Here is a 17,486-nt window from a genome sequence, read left to right as displayed (position 1 = left end):
ATCTCTGGCAGATGTACCCAGTTCCAATTGTGGGAGCGAGCCTGCTCGCGAAGGCTTTTGTCAGGCGCTGGGGTTCTTTTTGACTGAGTACATATCCGTTTCTGCGGTGACGGCTGCTTAGGGTTCCGCCCTTACGGCGGGTCACCTTTTCCAAACGCCGGAGTGCCGGCCCAGCAAAAAGGTAACCCAAAAGGCTTGCTCCTGCATGCGGCCTGCTCGCCAAAGCTCGGGGTTCCTTCGCTCCGGGACCGATCCGGGCGAAGCGTCTACGGTTTGCTTCGCTGCACCTCCTCTCGCTTTGTTTGGCTTCGCCAAACGGTCGCTGCGCTCCCACGCCCGGATCAATCCCTCCACTCAGCTTCCGACGTCGCCCGTGGATCAAGATCAAAAGCAGGCGAGCTGACACTCGGCCTATTGAGTGGTGAAGAGCGCGGGTGTTCGGCTTTTGACTTGCGTTGTTGCTGCCCCTATAACCGTAATACAGGGCAAATAATCATGAAAAAACCAACACCCAACCCCCAGAACCAGACACTAACACCACATCCCCCTACGCCTCGGTCGACAGTAAAAAACTCCACGAAGCCGCCGACCGCGTCCTCGATTTCTACCTCAATCCCACCGCCCATATCATATCCAGCACCAACGAGCCGGAACCCATGTACCTCGCCAATCCCAGGTACAACACCGAATCGCTGCTGGCCAACGCCAGCGAAACCCTGGGCTCGGCCAGCGAAATGCTCAGCAACTTCGCCGCCTCGCTGGAAACCTCACAGCGCAAAACCGCACTGGGCATCGCACAAGTCGTCATGCTGGGTGAACTGGGCGTCAATCAAGCGCTGGATCACGTCTAGTTGAAGGATGGCTGATTGATCGTTCCCGCGCGCAGCAAAGGAATGCAGCCCTTGACGCTCTGCGTAAAATTCGCAAGTTGGAACGCGGAGCGTCCCGAGAGGCATTCCCCCGCAGAGCGTGGGAACGATCAAGAAAACCGTACCTCCACGGGAGGCACGGTTTCTTGTGTCGAGACGAGGAAGCGATCTTAACCGGGGTCGCGTCGAGGGTACTCCTGACGCGCATGCAGGATGCTCACAATCTCAATGTGGTCCGCCACTTGATAAACGACGAGATAGTTGGGGCTTACCACAATCTCTCGAGTGCCGGGAGAGCGGCCTTTGCGATACAGGTGTGGATGCCAACAAAGCGCAGATGTAGCTTTCACGACGGACTTGTGAAGTGCAGTCGCCGCTTCAAAATTTCGCTCGCCAATGTACTTCAGGATTTTCGAGAGTTCGACCCGGGCCTTGGGTCGCCACTTAATCTGCATCTGCGCTTTTGCGCATAGATTCCATCAAGGCATTCATTTCCTCCATCACTTGCTCATGAGGAATACTCGGACGCGGATCATCGAGAGAGGCCTGTACTTCGGCCCGAAACCAGCGGTCATAACTCGCAGCCTGCTCCTCGGGATCAAGATCCGAAACAACCGGGCATAGTGGGTCGATCAAGGACGGGTCGATCATAGAACCTCCGGGTTTGGTGCCTCGAAGTCTATTCGTTAACGGTATCGCTGTCGTCGCTGTCTGGATGAATTGCATGTAGGCCAAGCTCCATGAGGATCAAGTTGTCCCGGCAAATCCTAGAGCCTGCACTTCCGACGGCCAACCGCCAGAACTTGTCAGAAAACTCCCCGAATTTCTGAAAACGTTCCGTTTTCCGTAGGACGCAACTCAAGCGTCAGCCCACAAAAAAACCGCGACCCCCTCACCAGAGAATCGCGGCCCATCAACACCCAACCCCTACTGCTGCAAAACCGTCGCCTGGTTAGCCGACCCGAACTGCTGAATATTCGCCGTCTGCGTCACCCCGCTCTGATCGACATTGGCAATGTTCCCCGTCCCGCCCTGGGTCACATACGCCACGTTCATCGTGTCCGCCTGTTTCACCGTGATCATGTTGTCGCTGCCATACAACTGCGCGGTATACGCCTGGTTGCCAGTCCCGGATTGATCGAACTCAGCACTGTTGCCGGTGCCATTCGAAGAACCCTGAATCAGGTTGGTCGTCCCGCGCTGATCCGAGATCAAAATGTTGTCGCTACCATTCTGATCAAAGTACAGCTCGTTATACGACTCAGCCTGACTGACCGTGGTCTTGTTGCCTGTCCCGGTTTGATTGGTGGTCATCACATGCCCGACGCCATCCTGAGTGAAGTTGGCAATGTTGCCATTGCCCGCCTGGCTGACGGTCGCACGCTGGCCGCTGCCAAACTGACCGCCCGATTGCGGGCCTTTCCAGTTGCTGGCGTAGACCTTGTTGTCGTTGCCTGCGGAGGTGGCGCTGAGCACGTGGCTGTCGCCGTTCTGGTAGGTAAAGTGCACGTTGCCGTTGCCCACCTGATACAGCGCCAGCGTCGAGTTGACCGACTCGAACTGGTCGGCGTAGATCGCGTTGGCATTGCCGACCTGGGTGACGGCGGCGGCGTTGTTTTCGCCGAAGCTCTGGTCGACCACGGTTTCGTTGCTGTCTCCGTACTGGTTGACGGTGGCCTGGCTGGCGGTTTGCGCGTCTTGCCAGATCTCTGTGCCGTTGAGGCTGCCGAACTGGTTGATGGTGATGTTGCCACCGGTGCCGTTGCGCTGATCGCCATAGGCGTAGTTGCTTTCGCCGGCCTGGTTGATGCCGATCTGCCCGCCGTTGTGCAGCACTTGTTCAGCGGTGCCGTAGTTGGCGGTGCCGTATTGGGTGATGACCGAACTGTTGCCGCTGCCTTCATACAGTTGCTCGATGTTGGCTTCGTTGCTGTCGCCAAATTGCAAGGTTTTCGCCTCGCTGCCGTTCTGCGAATCCTGGTAGACGAAAGAGAAATTGCCGGTGCCTTGCTGCTGTTGCAGCGCGCTGTTCGCTGAGCCGAAACCCAGCGACTGGCTGGCGTGGCTGGTGTTGAAGGCGCCGATCTGTTGCTGGGTGATGGTGGCGTTGTCCTCGTAAAGCTGTTCGGCGTAGGCCGCGTTGTAGTCGCCGACGGCGTCCTGAGTGATCGCGCTGCTGGCGTGATCCTGCACGGCGGCGGCGTCGTTGCCCTGACCCTGTTGGGTTTGGGTGGCGCTGCTGAACGGGGCCTGGGTCTGTTTCACATCCGCGATGTTGGCGGTGCCGGCCTGGCTCTGGTTGGACAGGCTGTCGTCGGCCATGGCCTGGGCACTGATCATGACCAGCAGGGCGGCGGTGAGGGGCGTCAGTTTGAACATGATGAACTCTCCGATGATGTGCAGTGCTTAGCGGTATTGCTTGACCGAAACGCTCATGCCGTTGCCCGACTGGGTCACGGCGCTTTGCAGCCCCGTGCCGGCCTGCACGATGCTGGCGTCGTTGTTGTTGCCGTTTTGCGAAATCTGCGCGCGGTTGTGGCTGCCGTTCTGCGTGATGTAGGCGGCGTTGCCGGAACCGTTCTGGTTGATCAGCGCCATCAGGTCGCTGCCCTGTTGCAGGATGTACGCCTCCTGATTGCTGCCCGCTTGCACGATCTGCCCGAGCAGCGACTGACCGTTCTGTTGCAGCAGGGCGACGTTGGCCTGGCCGAGTTGATCGATCAGGGCTTGCTGACCCACGGGTGCAGGCAGTTCGCCGAGGTCGCTGCTGGTCGGGGCCAGGTCGTCGTTTTCCATCAGGTCGTCGGCGCGCGCGCCCGTTGTGCTGCACAGCACAAGCAGGCAAAGCAGGGCGGCGGTCGGCGTGTTCATGGCGTAAATCCTTTAAGGCGTTAACCTTCAAGACCTCGCCCCGGTCGCTCACGAGCGGCCGGGGCGCAGGCTCAGAGCGTGGTCACCGACACCGTGCGCACGGTGCCCTGGGACGAACGGATCGTCGCGGTCGGGTTGGCCGATGGCACCACCAGCGTGTTGTTCAGCGTCAGCCGCCAGCGACCGGTCACAGGTACCGTGGTGCTGCCCAGCGTAACGACGCCGGTTGGCGTGCTGACCTGCACCGTGATGGTGTTGCCGGTAGTCACTGACGAGGTGCCGGTGAAGTCCCAGTTGAAGCGACCGCCGGAGCGCGCCTGCACCGTGGACGCAGTGACGGCGAACGTCTCCGCCGCTGGCCGTGGCGACACTTGCACGGTGACCGTGGCCGGCGTCGACAGGGCACCGAAGGCGTCCCGGGCGATGTAGGTGAAGGTCGTGGTGAATGCGGTGGTCACGGTGGCCGGTGGGGTGTAGGTGATCACCGTACCGTTGCTGCTGACCGTGCCGCGTCCAGCGGCGGGTTGGGTCAGGCTGGCGACGGCCAGCGGCACGTTGCCTTCCGGATCGGTGTCGTTGGCCAGCACGTTGATCGGGATCGCCACGCCCAGGGTGGCGACGCTGTCGGCGACGGCGGTCGGTGCCTGGTTCGGTGCGACGGTGATTGTCACGGTGGCGGGATTGGCCGAGGCCAGGCCTTTGGCGTCCTGCGCCTTGTAGGTGAAGCTGGTGGTCAGCGGCGCATTGACTACCGCTGGCGGGGTGTAAACCACAGCGGCGCTGCCGCTGAGCGCGACGGTACCTTGACCGGCAGCCGGTTGAGTCAACGCAGTGATACCCAGCGGGTTATCGCCATCAGGGTCGCTGTCGTTGGTCAGCACGCTGAGGGTGATCGGCACACCGAAACTGGTGCTGCCGCTGTCGGCATTGCTGATCGGCGCCTGATTTTCACCGGTGTCCGGCGCAGTGCCGACCACGACGACAGCTTCGGTGTCGCTGCCGCCCGCAGCAGATTTCACCGTCACGCTAGCCGGAGGCTGGGTCAGGTCGGCGACGGTGATGCGTTGCAGGGTGCCGTTCTTCGACAGGCGTCCATAGCCTTGGGCAACCATGTCCGGAATCGCCACTTCATCGGTCGATGTCGCCTCGATCAGCAGGCTGTGGTTGTCCCAGCTGTAGCGCGCGGTTTGTACTTTCACCACGTCGGTGAGCTTGGCCGACACGGCGGTCGGCCGTGTGCTGCCGGTCGGGTTGGTCGCGGTTACCACGACCACCGCAGGTACCGCGCCGGAGCCCAGACGCTGGCCGAAAAACAAACCGTTGTTGTCGCCCAGAAGACTGGTCTGGCACGGCGTTGCTGGCGGCCCGGGCAACAGCGCGATGGTTTCCCGGAAACACAGTGACGAACTGCTGTCTGCTTTGGCGAAGACCTCAGCGCGCACACCTGCAGCGGTGCGACGATAGGTGGCACGGTCGATTTCCACCTGCGTCTGCTGACGGTTATCGAGCACTTTCCCGGACAGGCTGAACGCGTTTGACTGGATGGTTCCCGCCGGCCCGGTGATGCGCAGGAAGTTGGTGTTGAAAGGACTGCCGGTCACGGCTTCGTTGAGGTTCGGATCGCCGACGAAAGTTTCCGTGGCGCCGGTGTCCGGGTTCACTTCGGTGTAGGGACCGTTGACGCTGCGCAGGAACGGGCCGATGGCACCACCGACAGCACCGCTGAAATTGCCCGGCGCGCCGATGCCGATGTCGCGGGTGATATTGATCGCACGCCGGCCCGGCGCGGTGACGTTGACCGTTTCCACACCGTAGGGGTGAGTGATCGTATAGGTGCCGGCAAGGGGCACGTTCACCCGGATGCGAATCCGCGCGAAGCTTTGCTGATCACCGTCCACCGGATTTTCCGAGGCGAATGCCGCTTCTATCCCCGCGACATAGGCGTCCACGCCATAACCGGCAGCGTTGTCGGCAATCGTGGTTTCGGCCAGAAACCAGAAGGCCTCCGGTGGCCAGTTGTCCGGGAAAATCATCGGCTGGGCATCATCAAAGATGCCTGGCTCGGCGAGCAGAATGCACATGTAGGCCGGCGGCGTGGTAGCCGCCACGCGCGAGCTGGCGGCGCGCGATTGGCAGAGCTCCATCGACAGCTGGTTTTCGTCCTGATACCACATCGGGAATTTCCCGGTGGCGAAGGTGTAGGGGCCGGGATCGACGGCGGCCAGTTGCGCATAAGCGCTGCCGGTCAGCGAAAGAGCGAGCCCGAGCGCGTTGAGCGCAAAGCGTGGCCACTTGTTCATGATGCCTCCTGATGCGGATCTGGGCATGTGAGCGTTCATTGCACGATGACCACTTCTTCGGTATCGCTGCCGCCGTTGGACGACGTCACGCGAACCTTGGCGGGCGGGATCGGCGAGATGCCGGTGGCCAGGGTTTTCACCGCGCCGTCGCCGCCCAGCGCACCGATGGCGGCGCCGCTGACGGAACTGGCGGTAAGCACGGGCGGCGAGGTTTCGTCACTGGTCGATGCCACCAGCGTCAACTGCCCGGAACTCAGGCTGTATTCGGCGCGCTGGATCACCACCAGATCGGTGAGGGTCATCGGCAGGGTGGTCGGTGTGCTGCTGGCGATAGCCAAGTGGTTGTCGGCAGTGACTTGCAGCGTGGTCGGCAAGGTCGGGTTGGCGGGCGATTGCGCATACCAACTGCCGGTGGAGTCGGCTTCGCTCATGTTCAGCACGGGCGTGTTGCTGGTGACTGCTGCGGTGCCGGGGGCTGGTGGTGCCAGGACGAAAACGTCCTGTTGCGCCACTGGTGCACTGGCGCCGGCCCTGCGTGAGTAAGTGCTGCGCTGAGTAATCAGCGGCGTTGGCCGCACCACAGCTGATAATTTGCCCGAGACGGCGAACGTGGTCGTTCGCAGGTCGAGGCCGTTGGGCCCTTCGATGCGCACGAAGTTGGTGTTGAACGGGCTGCCGGTGACGGCCTCGTTGAGGTTCGGATCGCCGACGAATTGCTCGGCGGCGCCGGATACCGGGTTGGTCTCGGTGTATGGGCCGTTGACGCTGCGCAGGAACGGGCCGATGTCGCCCTTGAGCGCGCCGTCGTAGGTTTGCGGCGTGCCGATGCCGATGTCGCGGGTCATGTTGATCGCCCGCTGCCCGGGGGTATCGATGTTGAAGACGTCGACGCCGTAAGGGTGGGTGATGACGTAGGTGCCGGCGGTGGGCACGTCGACCCGAATGCGGATCCGCGCGAAGCTGACTTGATCGCCTTCTACCGGTTCTTCGGCAGCAAACGCGGCTTCGATGGCACTGACATAACCCAGATCAATTCCGCGCGCAGCGTCGACGATGGCGGTCTCGCCAGTGAACCAGAACGCTTCGTCAGGGAAGTTTGTCGGGAAGACGATTGGTTGCGCGTCGTCGAAAACGCCGGGGGTCGGCAGCAGCGAGCACATGTACGACGGCGCGCCCGGAGCGCTGGGTACACGGGAGCTGAGCGCCTTCGACAGGCACAGGTCCAGGGTGCGGCCATGGGAATCCTGATACCAACTGGCGAAACCGCCGGTCGCCGACGTGTACGGGCCGGGATCGACAGCAAACAGTGCGGCCTGGGCGATGCCCTGGGCCAAGGCGCTCACGACCAGGACGGTCGCGGTTTTGGACAGTAAAGGGTGCATGAGTTAAGCCCTCTATCGAAGTGCCTGCCCCTTGGGACGGGTCAGTTGAAGGGGGCTGTACACCTTCCATGCCAAGGTGCCGTGGGTTGGCGGGAAATGGCCGGGATAGAGGGCGTGGCGGGCAACATGATCAGCTTCGTGGCCTGCGGGGAAAGGGCGAATGCCCCCAGAGTTGGGGGCGCTGGGGATGAACACTGAACGGCTGTCGGGTGTAGATCCTGTGGGAGCGAGCCTGCTCGCGAAAGGAACATCCTGGGAGGCATATGTCTACTGAACCACCGCCTTCGCGAGCAGGCTCGATCCCATAGAGATGGATGGTGTTCGGGGGAACGCACCGCTGTCCCCGCATCCGGGCAATCCCCCAACCGTGGACTATACCTATGGAGACGTTTCGGGAATCGCCGCCATGAACATGCAGTCCAGTTCGCTTCCGCTCCAGGAGGGCAAGCAGCAGTCGGGCTCGCGCAAGCGGCCGTTCAATCTGCTGCGCTGGTTTTCGCTGATCAGCATGGCGGTGATCGCTACCGTGGCGGTGGCGCTGGGCACGGTTTCGACGCGGTTCGTGATCGAAGAAAGCGTGCAGCGCGATGCCTTGCTCACGGCGCAGTTCATCCAGGCCATCGCCTCGGCCGAGGTGCGCCACGTCTCCATTGCCAACGTCCGGAGCATGGGCGAATTGCTCGACCCGCGTCAGGACCGATCCGTTCCTGACGTCGACCCGCAAGTCCGTGCCGCTGCCCGGGGCGAGTTCCTGGATCATATCGAGCACCTGCCAGACGTCATCCTGGCGAATATCTATGCACCGGATCGACAAGTGATCTGGTCGACCAATCCGGCGCTGATCGGTACCAACATTCATGCCGATGAAGATCTCGATCGTGCCTTCAATGACAAGATCCCGGTGTCGGCCAGCTACCACAATGTCGACAAGGCCCGTGAGGAGCAAAAGTTTCTCACGCCGCCGGATTACATTTTCATCGAAAATTACATTCCGTTGTTCGACGCCGACGGCAAGAACGTCACGGCGATGGTCGAGATCTATAAAGAACCCAAAGACCTGATTAACCGCATGGAGCGCGGCCTGGCGCTGATCTGGCTGGCCACCGCACTGGGCGGCGGCTTGATCTACCTGGGCTTGTACTGGATCGTGCGACGCGCAGCGATTCTGCTCGCTGCCCAGCAGAAACAGCTGATCGCCAATGAAACCTTTGTCGCGCTGGGGGAGATGTCCTCCGCCGTAGCGCACAGCTTGCGCAATCCGCTGGCGACCATTCGCTCCAGCGCCGAACTGGCCCTGGAGCTCGACGCGGGCCCGGCACAGAAAAACGTCAACGACATCATCGGTCAGGTTGACCGCATGTCGAAATGGGTGCGCGAGTTGCTGCAGTCCCTGCGTCCACTCAACGATGACCCTGAGCCGGTCAATCTGGTGGCGACGCTGCACGAATGCCTCGTCGCTTTCGAGCAGCAGATCGCCCGGGCCGGTGTACGCGTGGTGTTTCAGCCGCCGAGCATACCCATGGTGCTGAGCCAGCAGGTGCAGCTGGCGCAAATACTCAACAGCCTGTTGGCCAATGCACTGGAGGCCATGGACAAGGGCGGCACCCTGACCGTCGAGCTTGAGTCCACCCACAATCGAGGCGTGTGCGTGGTGCTCAGTGATACCGGCAAAGGTATGAATGAAGAGCAACGGATGATGGCGTTCCGGCCGTTTTTTACGACCAAGACCGGTGGTCTGGGGGTCGGTCTGGTGCTGGTCAAACGCATCATGGAACGCTTCGGCGGAGGCGTGACGCTCGATAGCCGCGAAGGCGAGGGCACCACCGTTCGGTTGGCCTTTCAACTGGCCCACTGATTGACGATCAACATCAACAGATCGCAGCCTTCGGCGGCTCTGCAGGGGGTTGTTCAAATCCGCAAATTTGTGAATTCCCCCAGTAATGGGTGTCAAGCCCCGGTCACGGGGAGCGAGCGATCAATCAGAGCATCCAAGTCATTGTTTTAAATTCAAATTATTTATTGGCGCGCTCATTGCAAAGCACCCGTCACCCCTTCCTTGACGAGGCGGCTGGAAATGGACAGAGCAATGCGTGATCCGAGTAATACCTTCCTGCTGACGCCTCTGAGCGTCTATCTGTCGTTGATTTTGTGCGGCTGTTCGAGCGCGCTAGGCGACTGCGAATGAGTCACCTGCAATAGCGGCAAAATACAATCACTGAGCCGTGTGTCGCGGTCAGAGCCACCTACACTGATGGTTGTCAGCGACTCGCAGCAATCTCCCGGGGCAATCCCATGCAGCGACTGGAAGCACGAAAGGCGCCTGCAATGACCGGCAAGGGCTGGCGCGAACAGTTCAATCTGCTGCGCTGGTTTTCGCTCGCGAGTTTTTCCATCATCGCCGCCGTCGCACTTGGCCTTGGCTATATCTCCACGCGGTTTGTGGTGACCGAGAGTGTTGAGCGCGACGCGTTGCTGACCGCGCAATTCATCCAGGCCATCGGTGAGGCGGAAATGCGCCACGCCAACATCACGGCGGCGCGGACCATGGGCGAAATGCTCGATCCGCGTCAGGACAACCACTATCCCGATGTCGATCTGGCCGCACACGTCTCTGCCCGCACTGAATTTCTCGACCATGTCGAGCATCTGCCGGACATTCTTCTCGCTACCGTCTACGCGCTGGATCGCACAGTGATCTGGTCGACCAATGCCGAGCTGATCGGCGTGCACATCAAGGATGACGACGAACTCGACGAGTCGTTCGAAATGAAAGTGCCGGTCTCGTCGAGCTATCACAAGATCGACGAGGAGCGCCCGGAACAGCGCCTGCTGCGTGAGCCGAAATACCTGTTCATTGAAAACTACATCCCGATGTTCAATGCCGACAAAAGCAAAGTCGTCGCGATGGTCGAGGTATACAAGGAGCCGTCGGATCTGGTCGATCGCATCGATCGCGGTTTCGCCTCGATCTGGGCCGCCACGTTTTTCGGTGGCGCGGCGATTTTTCTCGCTTTGTTCTGGATTGTGCGACGGGCGGCGAAGCTGCTGCAGAGCCAGCAGCAACAGCTGGTCAGTAACGAAACCTTTGTCGCGCTGGGCGAGATGTCCTCGGCGGTCGCGCACAGCCTGCGCAACCCGTTGGCGACCATCCGCTCCAGCGCCGAACTGGCTCAGGACATCGCCAGCCCTGCGGCGCAGCGCAACATCGGCGACATCATCAGTCAGGTCGACCGCATGTCGCGCTGGGTCCGCGAATTGCTGGTATCGCTGCGGCCGATGTGTGACGACGGCGAAGCGGTGGATCTGGTCATGGCGGTCGAGGACTCGATTGGCGCGTTCGATGCGTTGATCAAACGCAGTAATGTCGAGGTGCGATTCAGCCGGCAGCACTGTCCAGCGATCGTCAGCCAGCAGGTGCTGCTCACGCAAATCCTCAACAGTCTTTTTGCCAACGCCCTCGAAGCCATGCCAAAGGGCGGGGTGCTCAGCATCGAATTCGAAACGCCGCAGCCCGACAGCGTGCGCATGACCCTCAGCGACACCGGCAAGGGCATGAGCGCACAGCAGCAGTTGTCGGTGTTCAAACCGTTTTTCACCACCAAACAGGGCGGCCTCGGGGTTGGCCTGGCGTTGGTCAAACGCATCATGGAGCGTTTCCAGGGCTCGGTCGTCCTGACCAGTCGCGAGCAGGAGGGAACCCGCGTCAGTCTCAACTTCAAAGTGGCATCGGGAGGGGAATATGGAACACAGCATTCTGCTGGTCGAGGATGACGAACTGCTGGCTGAGAATATTCAGACCTACCTGGAGCGCAAGGACTTCGAGGTGACTGTCTGCCATACGGCCGAAGACGCGCTGGAGCAACTGGGCAGCTTCATGCCGGACATCGTCCTGACCGACAACTCGTTGCCAGGCATGAGCGGTCACGAACTGATCCAGAAGCTGCGCATCAGCGCGCCGGATCTGAAAGTGATCATGATGACCGGCTACGGCAACGTCGAAGACGCCGTAGTGGCGATGAAGGAGGGCGCCTTTCATTACGTCACCAAACCGGTCGCACTGCAGGAACTCAAATTGCTCCTCGACAAAGCCCTGGCTACCGAGCGGCTGGAACGCACACTGTCGTTCTATCAGGAACGCGAGGCGCAGAAATCCGGGGTGCAGGCGCTGATTGGCGATTCGTCGCCGATGCAGTATCTGAAACACACCATCGAACAGTTGCTCGATGCCGAGCGGCGCATGGCCAACACCGATCTGCCGCCGGTCCTGGTCGAAGGCGAGACCGGCACCGGCAAGGAACTGGTGGCCCGGGCGCTGCACTTTGACGGCCCGCGCAGCAAAGGTCCGTTCATTGAATTCAACTGCGCATCGATCCCGTCGAATCTGGTCGAGTCGGAATTGTTCGGGCATGAGAAGGGCGCCTTCACTGACGCCAAGGATCGTCGCGTCGGGCTGGTGGAAGCGGCCGATGGCGGCACGCTGTTTCTCGATGAAATCGGGGAAATGGATTTATTGCTGCAGGCGAAGATTCTCAAACTGCTCGAAGACCGGACGATTCGCCGTGTGGGCTCGGTGAAAGAGCGCAAGGTCAATCTGCGGGTGATCAGCGCGACCAACTGCAATCTGGAACAAATGGTTCAGCAGGGCAAGTTTCGGCGCGATCTGTTTTTCCGTTTGCGCATCATCTCGATCAAGGTCCCGCGCCTGTATGCCCGTGGCGATGACATCCTGCTGCTGGCCCGGCATTTCCTCGCCAGCCATGGCAAGCGGTATGGCAAGTCGAATCTGCATTTCAGTCAACAGGCCGAGGAATTGTTGCTGAGCTACACCTGGCCCGGGAACGTGCGGGAACTGCGCAACATGCTTGAGCAAACCGTGCTGCTGGCCCCCAGCGATACCATCGCCGCGCACCAATTGAACGTGTGCATGAGCCTGGTCGATGAGCCGCCGTTGCATATGCATGAAGCGCCGTTGCATTACGAACCGCGCCCGGCGAGCAATACCGAGTCGATGAACCTGCCGGAAGTCGAGCGCGACATGGTGCGCAAGATGCTCGACAAAACCGACTGGAACGTCACCAAGTCCGCACGCCTGCTGGGTCTGAGCCGTGACATGCTGCGTTACCGCATCGAAAAACTCGGACTGGCCCGTCCGGACAAGCGGCCGTGGTAAAGCGGACGCAGCGCAAGCTCCCACAGGGGAAACCTGGTGTCTGCAAGACGTGTGAGCCTCAGTGTTGCTGCCGGCTCAGGCACTCCAGGACACAACTCGGATCCAGCACCTCGTCATTCACGTAAATGCCGCGCTCGGCATCGTAGGTGCGGATAAACACCCGCACCGTCGCATCCGCCACGGTCGGCAATTGTGAATCGGTAAACTCCTGGCCCCCCGGGAGCACGATGAAGTCTCCTGGCGCGGTGTCCTCGTAAGGTCTGGGCGGCGTGGCATTCAGCGAGTACGGAGCAGGGTGGGCGAAGGGCTGGTTGGGCCCGTAATAAATGAAATTGCTGTCCAGCGCTTGCGCCTCAGTGGCAGCGAGCAGACAACCAGTCAACAGCAGCCGATCGAGCTTTAGCATGGCGGCACCTGCGAGTGCGGTTTTCCCCAAGGCTGTTAACTATAGCTGTGAAACCGCTTACAAGTTTGCAACACGCCCGATCGCCACGATGATCTAGACTCGCATCCGCTCAATCACGAGCTTCACCCGGAGTAGCGCCATGGAAGTGCCCAACCCCAAAACCGCCATCGAAAGCAATCGACAGGCGTGGAACGATTCCGCTCGCCATCATCAGGATTCACCGGACTGGCAGGCATTGCTCAGCGATGTTGCGCAGGGGAGTTTTGCTGCCTCGATGACACCTTGCGCGGCTTGCTGGAAGTCGACGGCAAAGACGTGATTCAACTGGGCTGCAATAACGGTCGGGAGAGCCTGTCGCTGTTTGCGCTGGGTGCGCGCAGTGTCGTCGGCGTCGATCAATCGGCAGCGTTTCTTGAGCAGGCCCGCGAGCTCAACAGCCGCTCGCCGCATACTGCCGAATTCGTCGAGAGCGATATCCACCATCTGCCCGCATCGCTGCATAACCGCTTCGACGTCGCCCTGATCACCATCGGGGTACTCAACTGGATGCCTGACATCGGCGAATTCTTCCGTCATGTCGCGCAGGTGCTCAAGCCGGGCGGCAAACTGGTGATCTACGAAACCCATCCGTTTCTGGAAATGGTTGATCCAGGGGCTGAAGATCCTTTCCGCCTCGCCAGCTCGTATTTCCGTGCCGAGCCGTTTGTGCAGCAAGAGCCGATCGTTTACGTAGGTAAAGTCGAGCAGCCGGCGGCAAAGTCGTACTGGTTCGTGCATACGCTGGGCGCGATCTTCAGCGGCGCCATTGGAGCGGGGCTGAGCATTGTGGATTTTCAGGAATATGCGCATTCGAACCGGGAAGAGGTGTATGACTGCTACCTGAACCAGCAGGCGCAGCTGCCGATGTGCTTTAGCCTGGTGGCAAGCAAGGCCTGAGAACCTTTTTTGCGACGGCTGGCCTCTTCGCGAGCAGGCTCGCTCCCACAGGGAAACGCATTCCAATGTGGGAGCGAGCCTGCTCGCGATGGCGGCCTTGCGACCGCCACATTTCACAAGGCCGGATCAAGCCTGCGCCGCGGCACTTACCACCGGCCGGCCCGGTTTGCGCAGCGGATCCAGGCGTGAGCCTTCATAGCGGGTTTCGCGGAAGAATTTCCAGCGGCCGAACAGGCAGTAAACGTGGGTCACCCGGCCCTGTTCCTGATAACCCATGCGGATATGCAGTTTAAGCGCCGGGATGTTGTGGGTTTCGCAAACGTCGACCACCTTGGTGCAACCCTGCGCCGCCATCGCTTGCCACAGTGCAACCTGCACGTCCACCGACAGGCTGCTGCCGAAGTAGGCGCGGATCATTTCGCCGCCGAATTCGAAGAACTCGCCGGGTTTGACCGGGAAGGTGCAGCCGTAATAGTGGCGGTCGTGGTAGTCGCGAATGCTGCCCCAGATAAAGCCCACGGCGTGGCCATCGGCGTCCAGGTACATGTGCCCGGTGTGGCCCTCGGCAGCCAGTTCGGCCATGGTGCCGACACGGTCGCCGAAGTGTTTGCTGAACGCCACGGCGTTCTCCGGGGTGATGTCGACTTTGCGCAGGCCTTCATACGGGCGCAGTTTGTGTGGCGGCACCGGGCTGACCAGGTCGCGCTCCATCCACAGCAGTTCCCAGTGGAAGAACACGTAGCGTTTCCACAACGTGCCGACGGTGCGGCCCAGGCCTTTCTGTCTGATGCGATCTTGCACTTTGGTGATGATGCTCATGATGCCCCTCCAGGGTCTTGGCCCGGATGTTGTGGTGAGTGTCGTTACAGCGGTGATTCATTCGAGCGCCGTAGCGCCCTGCGCTTCCTCTCGATTGAGGTCGGCATACGAGACTCGCGCGACGCCTCTCAAACCCTGCTCAAGTACCTCGCTCAAAGAATCGCCGGAGTCGAGATAGGCATCGCCGAAATCGACGCCGAGGCGGGTCGGGTGGGCGACGATTTCCAGCACGCCGTCGCTGGGGACGCTGGCATTGCGCAGGTCCACCGGTGTACAGACGTAATCGGCGGTGACCCGCGCCAGACTCTGCAAACGGCCATTGAGCAAACCCTTGAATAGGCGCTTGGGCAACGTGAGGTTGTGCCCGAGGTTGCGCGCCAGCCGAATCGGTACGCCTTGCTCGGCGGCAAACTTCGCGACGACTTCGCCGATCGGCCAGATGTTGTGTACGTGCTGGTGCGAGTCGATATGGCTCGGGCGCATGCCGTGATCGACGCAGCGTTGCCACTGCGCCTGTAACTCGGCGCGCACCGCGTCACGGTCTGCGCGACTCAGCCACAGGCTGTGGCGGGGCAGGTTGAGGTCGAACACGCCGTTGCCATCGCAAAAGGTCCGCCGCCCCAGGATCGCTTGGCTCAGCGGGCGTCCATAGGTCAGGTTGAAGTGCAAGCCGACCCGACCTTGCAGCGTCGGATGGCGGGCCATGGTGCAGGCGGCTTCAAACGCCGGCATGTTGGCCATGGCCGTGGCCGAGCTGATCAGGCCGGCCTGGAAGGCAGCGAAGATCACTGCGTTTTCGTTGGCGCTGAGACCGAAGTCATCAGCGTTGACTATGACTTGGCGAGGCATGGCCGCCCTCCGGAGTGATTGCGACAGGTTGCACCAGTGCTGCAGATTTTTTGTTGGCGCGCCTGGTGCGCCACTGCTGCACGGCGGGCTTGCAGCGATACCAGATGCGCAGCGCCAGACCCAATGCCAGCCCACTTGGGCGCCACGAATAGAAACTCCAGCGCCAGTGTTCCAATTGCCCGGTCATGCGTTCGTGCAGTTGATGGCTGGAGTTTTCCAGGCTGACCCGCGAGGCATCGATCCAGCGCCAGTGCTCGTCCAGGCCCCAGCGAATCCATTCCTCCAGCAACACCCGGCCACTGCCGAGATCGGCGTACTGCGGCAGGAAGGCGAGGTTGTAATCGTAGAGCCGGCCCTGTTCGAGCAGGCCGAGGCGATAGCTGATGCAGCGGCCGTTCAGCTCGAGCATCACCACGCGTACCAGGCCTTGGCCGGCGAGGGCGGTGAAGGCGCGTTCGATCCATTGGCGACTGCGCGGTGTGGCGAAAATCCCGACGCCTTCATCGCCTTTCCAGCTCACCGCCTCGACTTCGCTGATGGTCTGCAACAAGGCAGCCATGCTCAGCGCATCCGGGGTAATCCGGCGGATCTGCGCACCGCACGCGGCAATCCGTTTGCGTGCCCGGCGCAGTTTGTAGCGCGGGTCGCCGGAGACTTCCTGATGGTCGGCTTCGCTGATCAGATGCACTGGCACCCGGCAGCTCAGGCGTCGCTCGGCCGTAGAACTGCGCGCCATCCATGCGGTGACGGCACTTTCTTCACCCGCAGGCTCCGACAATTCATTGAGTTGCAGCAGCGCATGGGGCAGGCGCTGGCGAATCAACAGCAGCGCCTCGTGCATGTCCGCGCCGCCGAGCAACGACAGCAGGGCCAGACGATCAGCCAGCGGATAACCCAAGTGATGCAAGACCCGAAACGGCACGCCGGCGAAGCGCTCGCGGCTGGCTACCAGCGGCAGGCACAGGCGTAGTTCTGCGGCTTCCCAACCGAGCAGAATGTGCAGGCGCTGATCCTCACCCAGAGCCTGTTCCGCCGCACATAACCAGCCGAGATTGTTGAACGGCGTATGGTCGGTCACGCCCAGGCGCAGCGTTTCATACGCGGTTGCCGGGAAGTCGGCGGCGCACAGGGATGTGCACCATTCGAATCGCATCACCATAGGTTCAGGCCGCCGTTGCGTTGACAGGTGGACGGGAAGTTTTACCCAGCGCCGCCAGGCGCGAACCGCTGTAGCGGGTTTCGCGATAGAAGCGCCAGCGGCCGAACAGCGTGTAGATATTCATGATCCGCCGTTGTTCGGTATAGCTCATGCGCAGATGCAGCTTGAGTGCCGGGATGTTGGTCGACTCACAGACATCGACCACTTTTCGGCAGCCCTGGGCGGCCATGGCTTCCCACAGGCGCAATTGCAGGTCCACCGACAGCTCTGTCCCCCAGTAGGCCCGGGCCAGTTCGCCGCCGAACTCGAAGAACTCGCCGGGCTTCACCGGGAATCGGCAGCCGTAGTAGTGCCGATCGAAATAACTGCGCGGCGTGCCCCAGATAAACGCCACGGCATCGCCTTGCTCGTCGACATGCATGTGCCCGGTGTGGCCCTCTTTGGCCAGCTCGGCCATCGTGCCGACACGGTCGCCAAAGTAACGCGCGAAAGCGCTGGCGTTGTCCGCGGTGATCCTGACCACGCGCAGCGGCGGATAGGGTTTGAGCTTGTGCGGCGGCACCGGGCTGACCAGGTCGCGCTCCATCCACAGCAGTTGCTGATGGGAAAAAATGTACAGTTTGCGGATCTTGCCCAAGGTCGCTCGCAGGCCTTTACGACGAATATGTCCGCTGAGTTTTTGCAAAACATCCATGGTCTCTTCTCCTGATGAAGGTGCCATGCGC

Annotated in this window: 14 protein-coding genes and 2 pseudogenes; 5 read left to right on the top strand and 11 right to left on the bottom strand. The window is 61.1% G+C overall.

What is annotated here, in order from left to right:
• Positions 1-495 precede the first annotated feature (495 nt).
• Positions 496-851: pseudogene (locus tag ACZZ0K_RS13535) on the top strand (DUF6124 family protein).
• A 188-nt stretch (positions 852-1,039) separates the two neighbouring features.
• Here the strand turns inward: ACZZ0K_RS13535 and ACZZ0K_RS13530 are convergent.
• From ACZZ0K_RS13530 to ACZZ0K_RS13505, 6 genes are all read right to left on the bottom strand, one after another.
• Positions 1,040-1,324 (bottom strand): type II toxin-antitoxin system RelE/ParE family toxin, encoded by a 285-nt coding sequence (locus ACZZ0K_RS13530; RefSeq protein WP_252879826.1) that lies wholly within the window; start codon positions 1,322-1,324, stop codon positions 1,040-1,042.
• Positions 1,314-1,520 carry a type II toxin-antitoxin system RelB family antitoxin gene (relB, locus tag ACZZ0K_RS13525; RefSeq protein WP_123463680.1) on the bottom strand — a complete coding sequence of 69 codons (207 nt, stop codon included), beginning with the start codon at positions 1,518-1,520 and terminating at the stop codon, positions 1,314-1,316. Before relB ends, ACZZ0K_RS13530 begins: the two co-directional genes overlap by 11 nt.
• A gap of 276 nt (positions 1,521-1,796) precedes the next feature.
• Positions 1,797-3,248 carry a curlin gene (locus tag ACZZ0K_RS13520; RefSeq protein WP_258707911.1) on the bottom strand — a complete coding sequence of 484 codons (1,452 nt, stop codon included), beginning with the start codon at positions 3,246-3,248 and terminating at the stop codon, positions 1,797-1,799.
• A 27-nt stretch (positions 3,249-3,275) separates the two neighbouring features.
• On the bottom strand, positions 3,276-3,740 hold the full coding sequence (locus tag ACZZ0K_RS13515) for a curlin (RefSeq protein WP_150741552.1): 465 nt from the start codon (positions 3,738-3,740) through the stop codon (positions 3,276-3,278).
• A gap of 71 nt (positions 3,741-3,811) precedes the next feature.
• The gene (locus ACZZ0K_RS13510) at positions 3,812-6,040 is read right to left on the bottom strand and encodes an Ig-like domain-containing protein (RefSeq protein WP_258707912.1); all 2,229 of its coding nucleotides are present in this window, start codon (positions 6,038-6,040) and stop codon (positions 3,812-3,814) included.
• Between the two features lie 35 nt (positions 6,041-6,075).
• The gene (locus ACZZ0K_RS13505; protein ID WP_252879829.1) at positions 6,076-7,422 is read right to left on the bottom strand and encodes a hypothetical protein; all 1,347 of its coding nucleotides are present in this window, start codon (positions 7,420-7,422) and stop codon (positions 6,076-6,078) included.
• A 406-nt stretch (positions 7,423-7,828) separates the two neighbouring features.
• On the opposite strand from ACZZ0K_RS13505, the gene ACZZ0K_RS13500 reads away from it, so the two are divergent.
• The 3 genes from ACZZ0K_RS13500 to ACZZ0K_RS13490 all read left to right on the top strand — a co-directional run bounded on the left by ACZZ0K_RS13500 (position 7,829) and on the right by ACZZ0K_RS13490 (position 12,592).
• On the top strand, positions 7,829-9,277 hold the full coding sequence (locus tag ACZZ0K_RS13500; protein ID WP_252879830.1) for a sensor histidine kinase: 1,449 nt from the start codon (positions 7,829-7,831) through the stop codon (positions 9,275-9,277).
• A gap of 437 nt (positions 9,278-9,714) precedes the next feature.
• Positions 9,715-11,193: a sensor histidine kinase gene (locus tag ACZZ0K_RS13495; protein WP_150741556.1), complete on the top strand. Its 1,479-nt coding sequence runs from the start codon at positions 9,715-9,717 to the stop codon at positions 11,191-11,193.
• Positions 11,162-12,592 carry a sigma-54-dependent transcriptional regulator gene (locus ACZZ0K_RS13490; protein WP_150741557.1) on the top strand — a complete coding sequence of 477 codons (1,431 nt, stop codon included), beginning with the start codon at positions 11,162-11,164 and terminating at the stop codon, positions 12,590-12,592. Before ACZZ0K_RS13495 ends, ACZZ0K_RS13490 begins: the two co-directional genes overlap by 32 nt.
• Positions 12,593-12,650: 58 nt before the next feature.
• Here ACZZ0K_RS13490 and ACZZ0K_RS13485 read toward each other — a convergent pair whose 3' ends face one another.
• Positions 12,651-12,998, bottom strand: coding sequence for a hypothetical protein (locus tag ACZZ0K_RS13485; protein WP_150741558.1), 348 nt, complete (start codon positions 12,996-12,998; stop codon positions 12,651-12,653).
• Between the two features lie 139 nt (positions 12,999-13,137).
• On the opposite strand from ACZZ0K_RS13485, the pseudogene ACZZ0K_RS13480 reads away from it, so the two are divergent.
• Positions 13,138-13,934 (top strand): annotated as a pseudogene (locus ACZZ0K_RS13480) (class I SAM-dependent methyltransferase).
• 126 nt (positions 13,935-14,060) lie between these two features.
• On the opposite strand, the gene ACZZ0K_RS13475 reads toward ACZZ0K_RS13480, so the two are convergent.
• From ACZZ0K_RS13475 to ACZZ0K_RS13460, 4 genes are read right to left on the bottom strand one after another with little or no spacing between them, the layout of a single operon-like run.
• Complete coding sequence (locus ACZZ0K_RS13475; RefSeq protein ID WP_041478587.1) at positions 14,061-14,753, bottom strand: GNAT family N-acetyltransferase; 693 nt, start codon at positions 14,751-14,753, stop codon at positions 14,061-14,063.
• 57 nt (positions 14,754-14,810) lie between these two features.
• The gene (locus ACZZ0K_RS13470; protein ID WP_315435657.1) at positions 14,811-15,602 is read right to left on the bottom strand and encodes a carbohydrate deacetylase; all 792 of its coding nucleotides are present in this window, start codon (positions 15,600-15,602) and stop codon (positions 14,811-14,813) included.
• Positions 15,574-16,761, bottom strand: coding sequence for a GNAT family N-acetyltransferase (locus tag ACZZ0K_RS13465; protein WP_252877833.1), 1,188 nt, complete (start codon positions 16,759-16,761; stop codon positions 15,574-15,576). Before ACZZ0K_RS13465 ends, ACZZ0K_RS13470 begins: the two co-directional genes overlap by 29 nt.
• 4 nt (positions 16,762-16,765) lie before the next feature.
• Positions 16,766-17,455, bottom strand: a complete 690-nt coding sequence (locus tag ACZZ0K_RS13460; protein WP_095179528.1) for a GNAT family N-acetyltransferase — start codon at positions 17,453-17,455, stop codon at positions 16,766-16,768.
• Between the last annotated feature and the right edge of the window lie 31 nt (positions 17,456-17,486).

The sequence above is a fragment of the Pseudomonas sp. AC255 genome, assembly GCF_979258175.1.
The sequence above is the reverse complement of the archived record's forward strand: the minus strand, read 5'-3'. Positions and strand labels throughout refer to the sequence as shown.

Excerpts from the sequence above, each read along its gene's own strand:
- ACZZ0K_RS13530 (WP_252879826.1), bottom strand. The coding sequence starts at position 1,324 with ATGCAGATTAAGTGGCGACCCAAGGCCCGGGTCGAACTCTCGAAAATC.
- relB (WP_123463680.1), bottom strand. The coding sequence starts at position 1,520 with ATGATCGACCCGTCCTTGATCGACCCACTATGCCCGGTTGTTTCGGAT.
- ACZZ0K_RS13520 (WP_258707911.1), bottom strand. The coding sequence starts at position 3,248 with ATGTTCAAACTGACGCCCCTCACCGCCGCCCTGCTGGTCATGATCAGT.
- ACZZ0K_RS13515 (WP_150741552.1), bottom strand. The coding sequence starts at position 3,740 with ATGAACACGCCGACCGCCGCCCTGCTTTGCCTGCTTGTGCTGTGCAGC.
- ACZZ0K_RS13510 (WP_258707912.1), bottom strand. The coding sequence starts at position 6,040 with ATGAACAAGTGGCCACGCTTTGCGCTCAACGCGCTCGGGCTCGCTCTT.
- ACZZ0K_RS13505 (WP_252879829.1), bottom strand. The coding sequence starts at position 7,422 with ATGCACCCTTTACTGTCCAAAACCGCGACCGTCCTGGTCGTGAGCGCC.
- ACZZ0K_RS13500 (WP_252879830.1), top strand. The coding sequence starts at position 7,829 with ATGAACATGCAGTCCAGTTCGCTTCCGCTCCAGGAGGGCAAGCAGCAG.
- ACZZ0K_RS13495 (WP_150741556.1), top strand. The coding sequence starts at position 9,715 with ATGCAGCGACTGGAAGCACGAAAGGCGCCTGCAATGACCGGCAAGGGC.
- ACZZ0K_RS13490 (WP_150741557.1), top strand. The coding sequence starts at position 11,162 with ATGGAACACAGCATTCTGCTGGTCGAGGATGACGAACTGCTGGCTGAG.
- ACZZ0K_RS13485 (WP_150741558.1), bottom strand. The coding sequence starts at position 12,998 with ATGCTAAAGCTCGATCGGCTGCTGTTGACTGGTTGTCTGCTCGCTGCC.
- ACZZ0K_RS13475 (WP_041478587.1), bottom strand. The coding sequence starts at position 14,753 with ATGAGCATCATCACCAAAGTGCAAGATCGCATCAGACAGAAAGGCCTG.
- ACZZ0K_RS13470 (WP_315435657.1), bottom strand. The coding sequence starts at position 15,602 with ATGCCTCGCCAAGTCATAGTCAACGCTGATGACTTCGGTCTCAGCGCC.
- ACZZ0K_RS13465 (WP_252877833.1), bottom strand. The coding sequence starts at position 16,761 with ATGGTGATGCGATTCGAATGGTGCACATCCCTGTGCGCCGCCGACTTC.
- ACZZ0K_RS13460 (WP_095179528.1), bottom strand. The coding sequence starts at position 17,455 with ATGGATGTTTTGCAAAAACTCAGCGGACATATTCGTCGTAAAGGCCTG.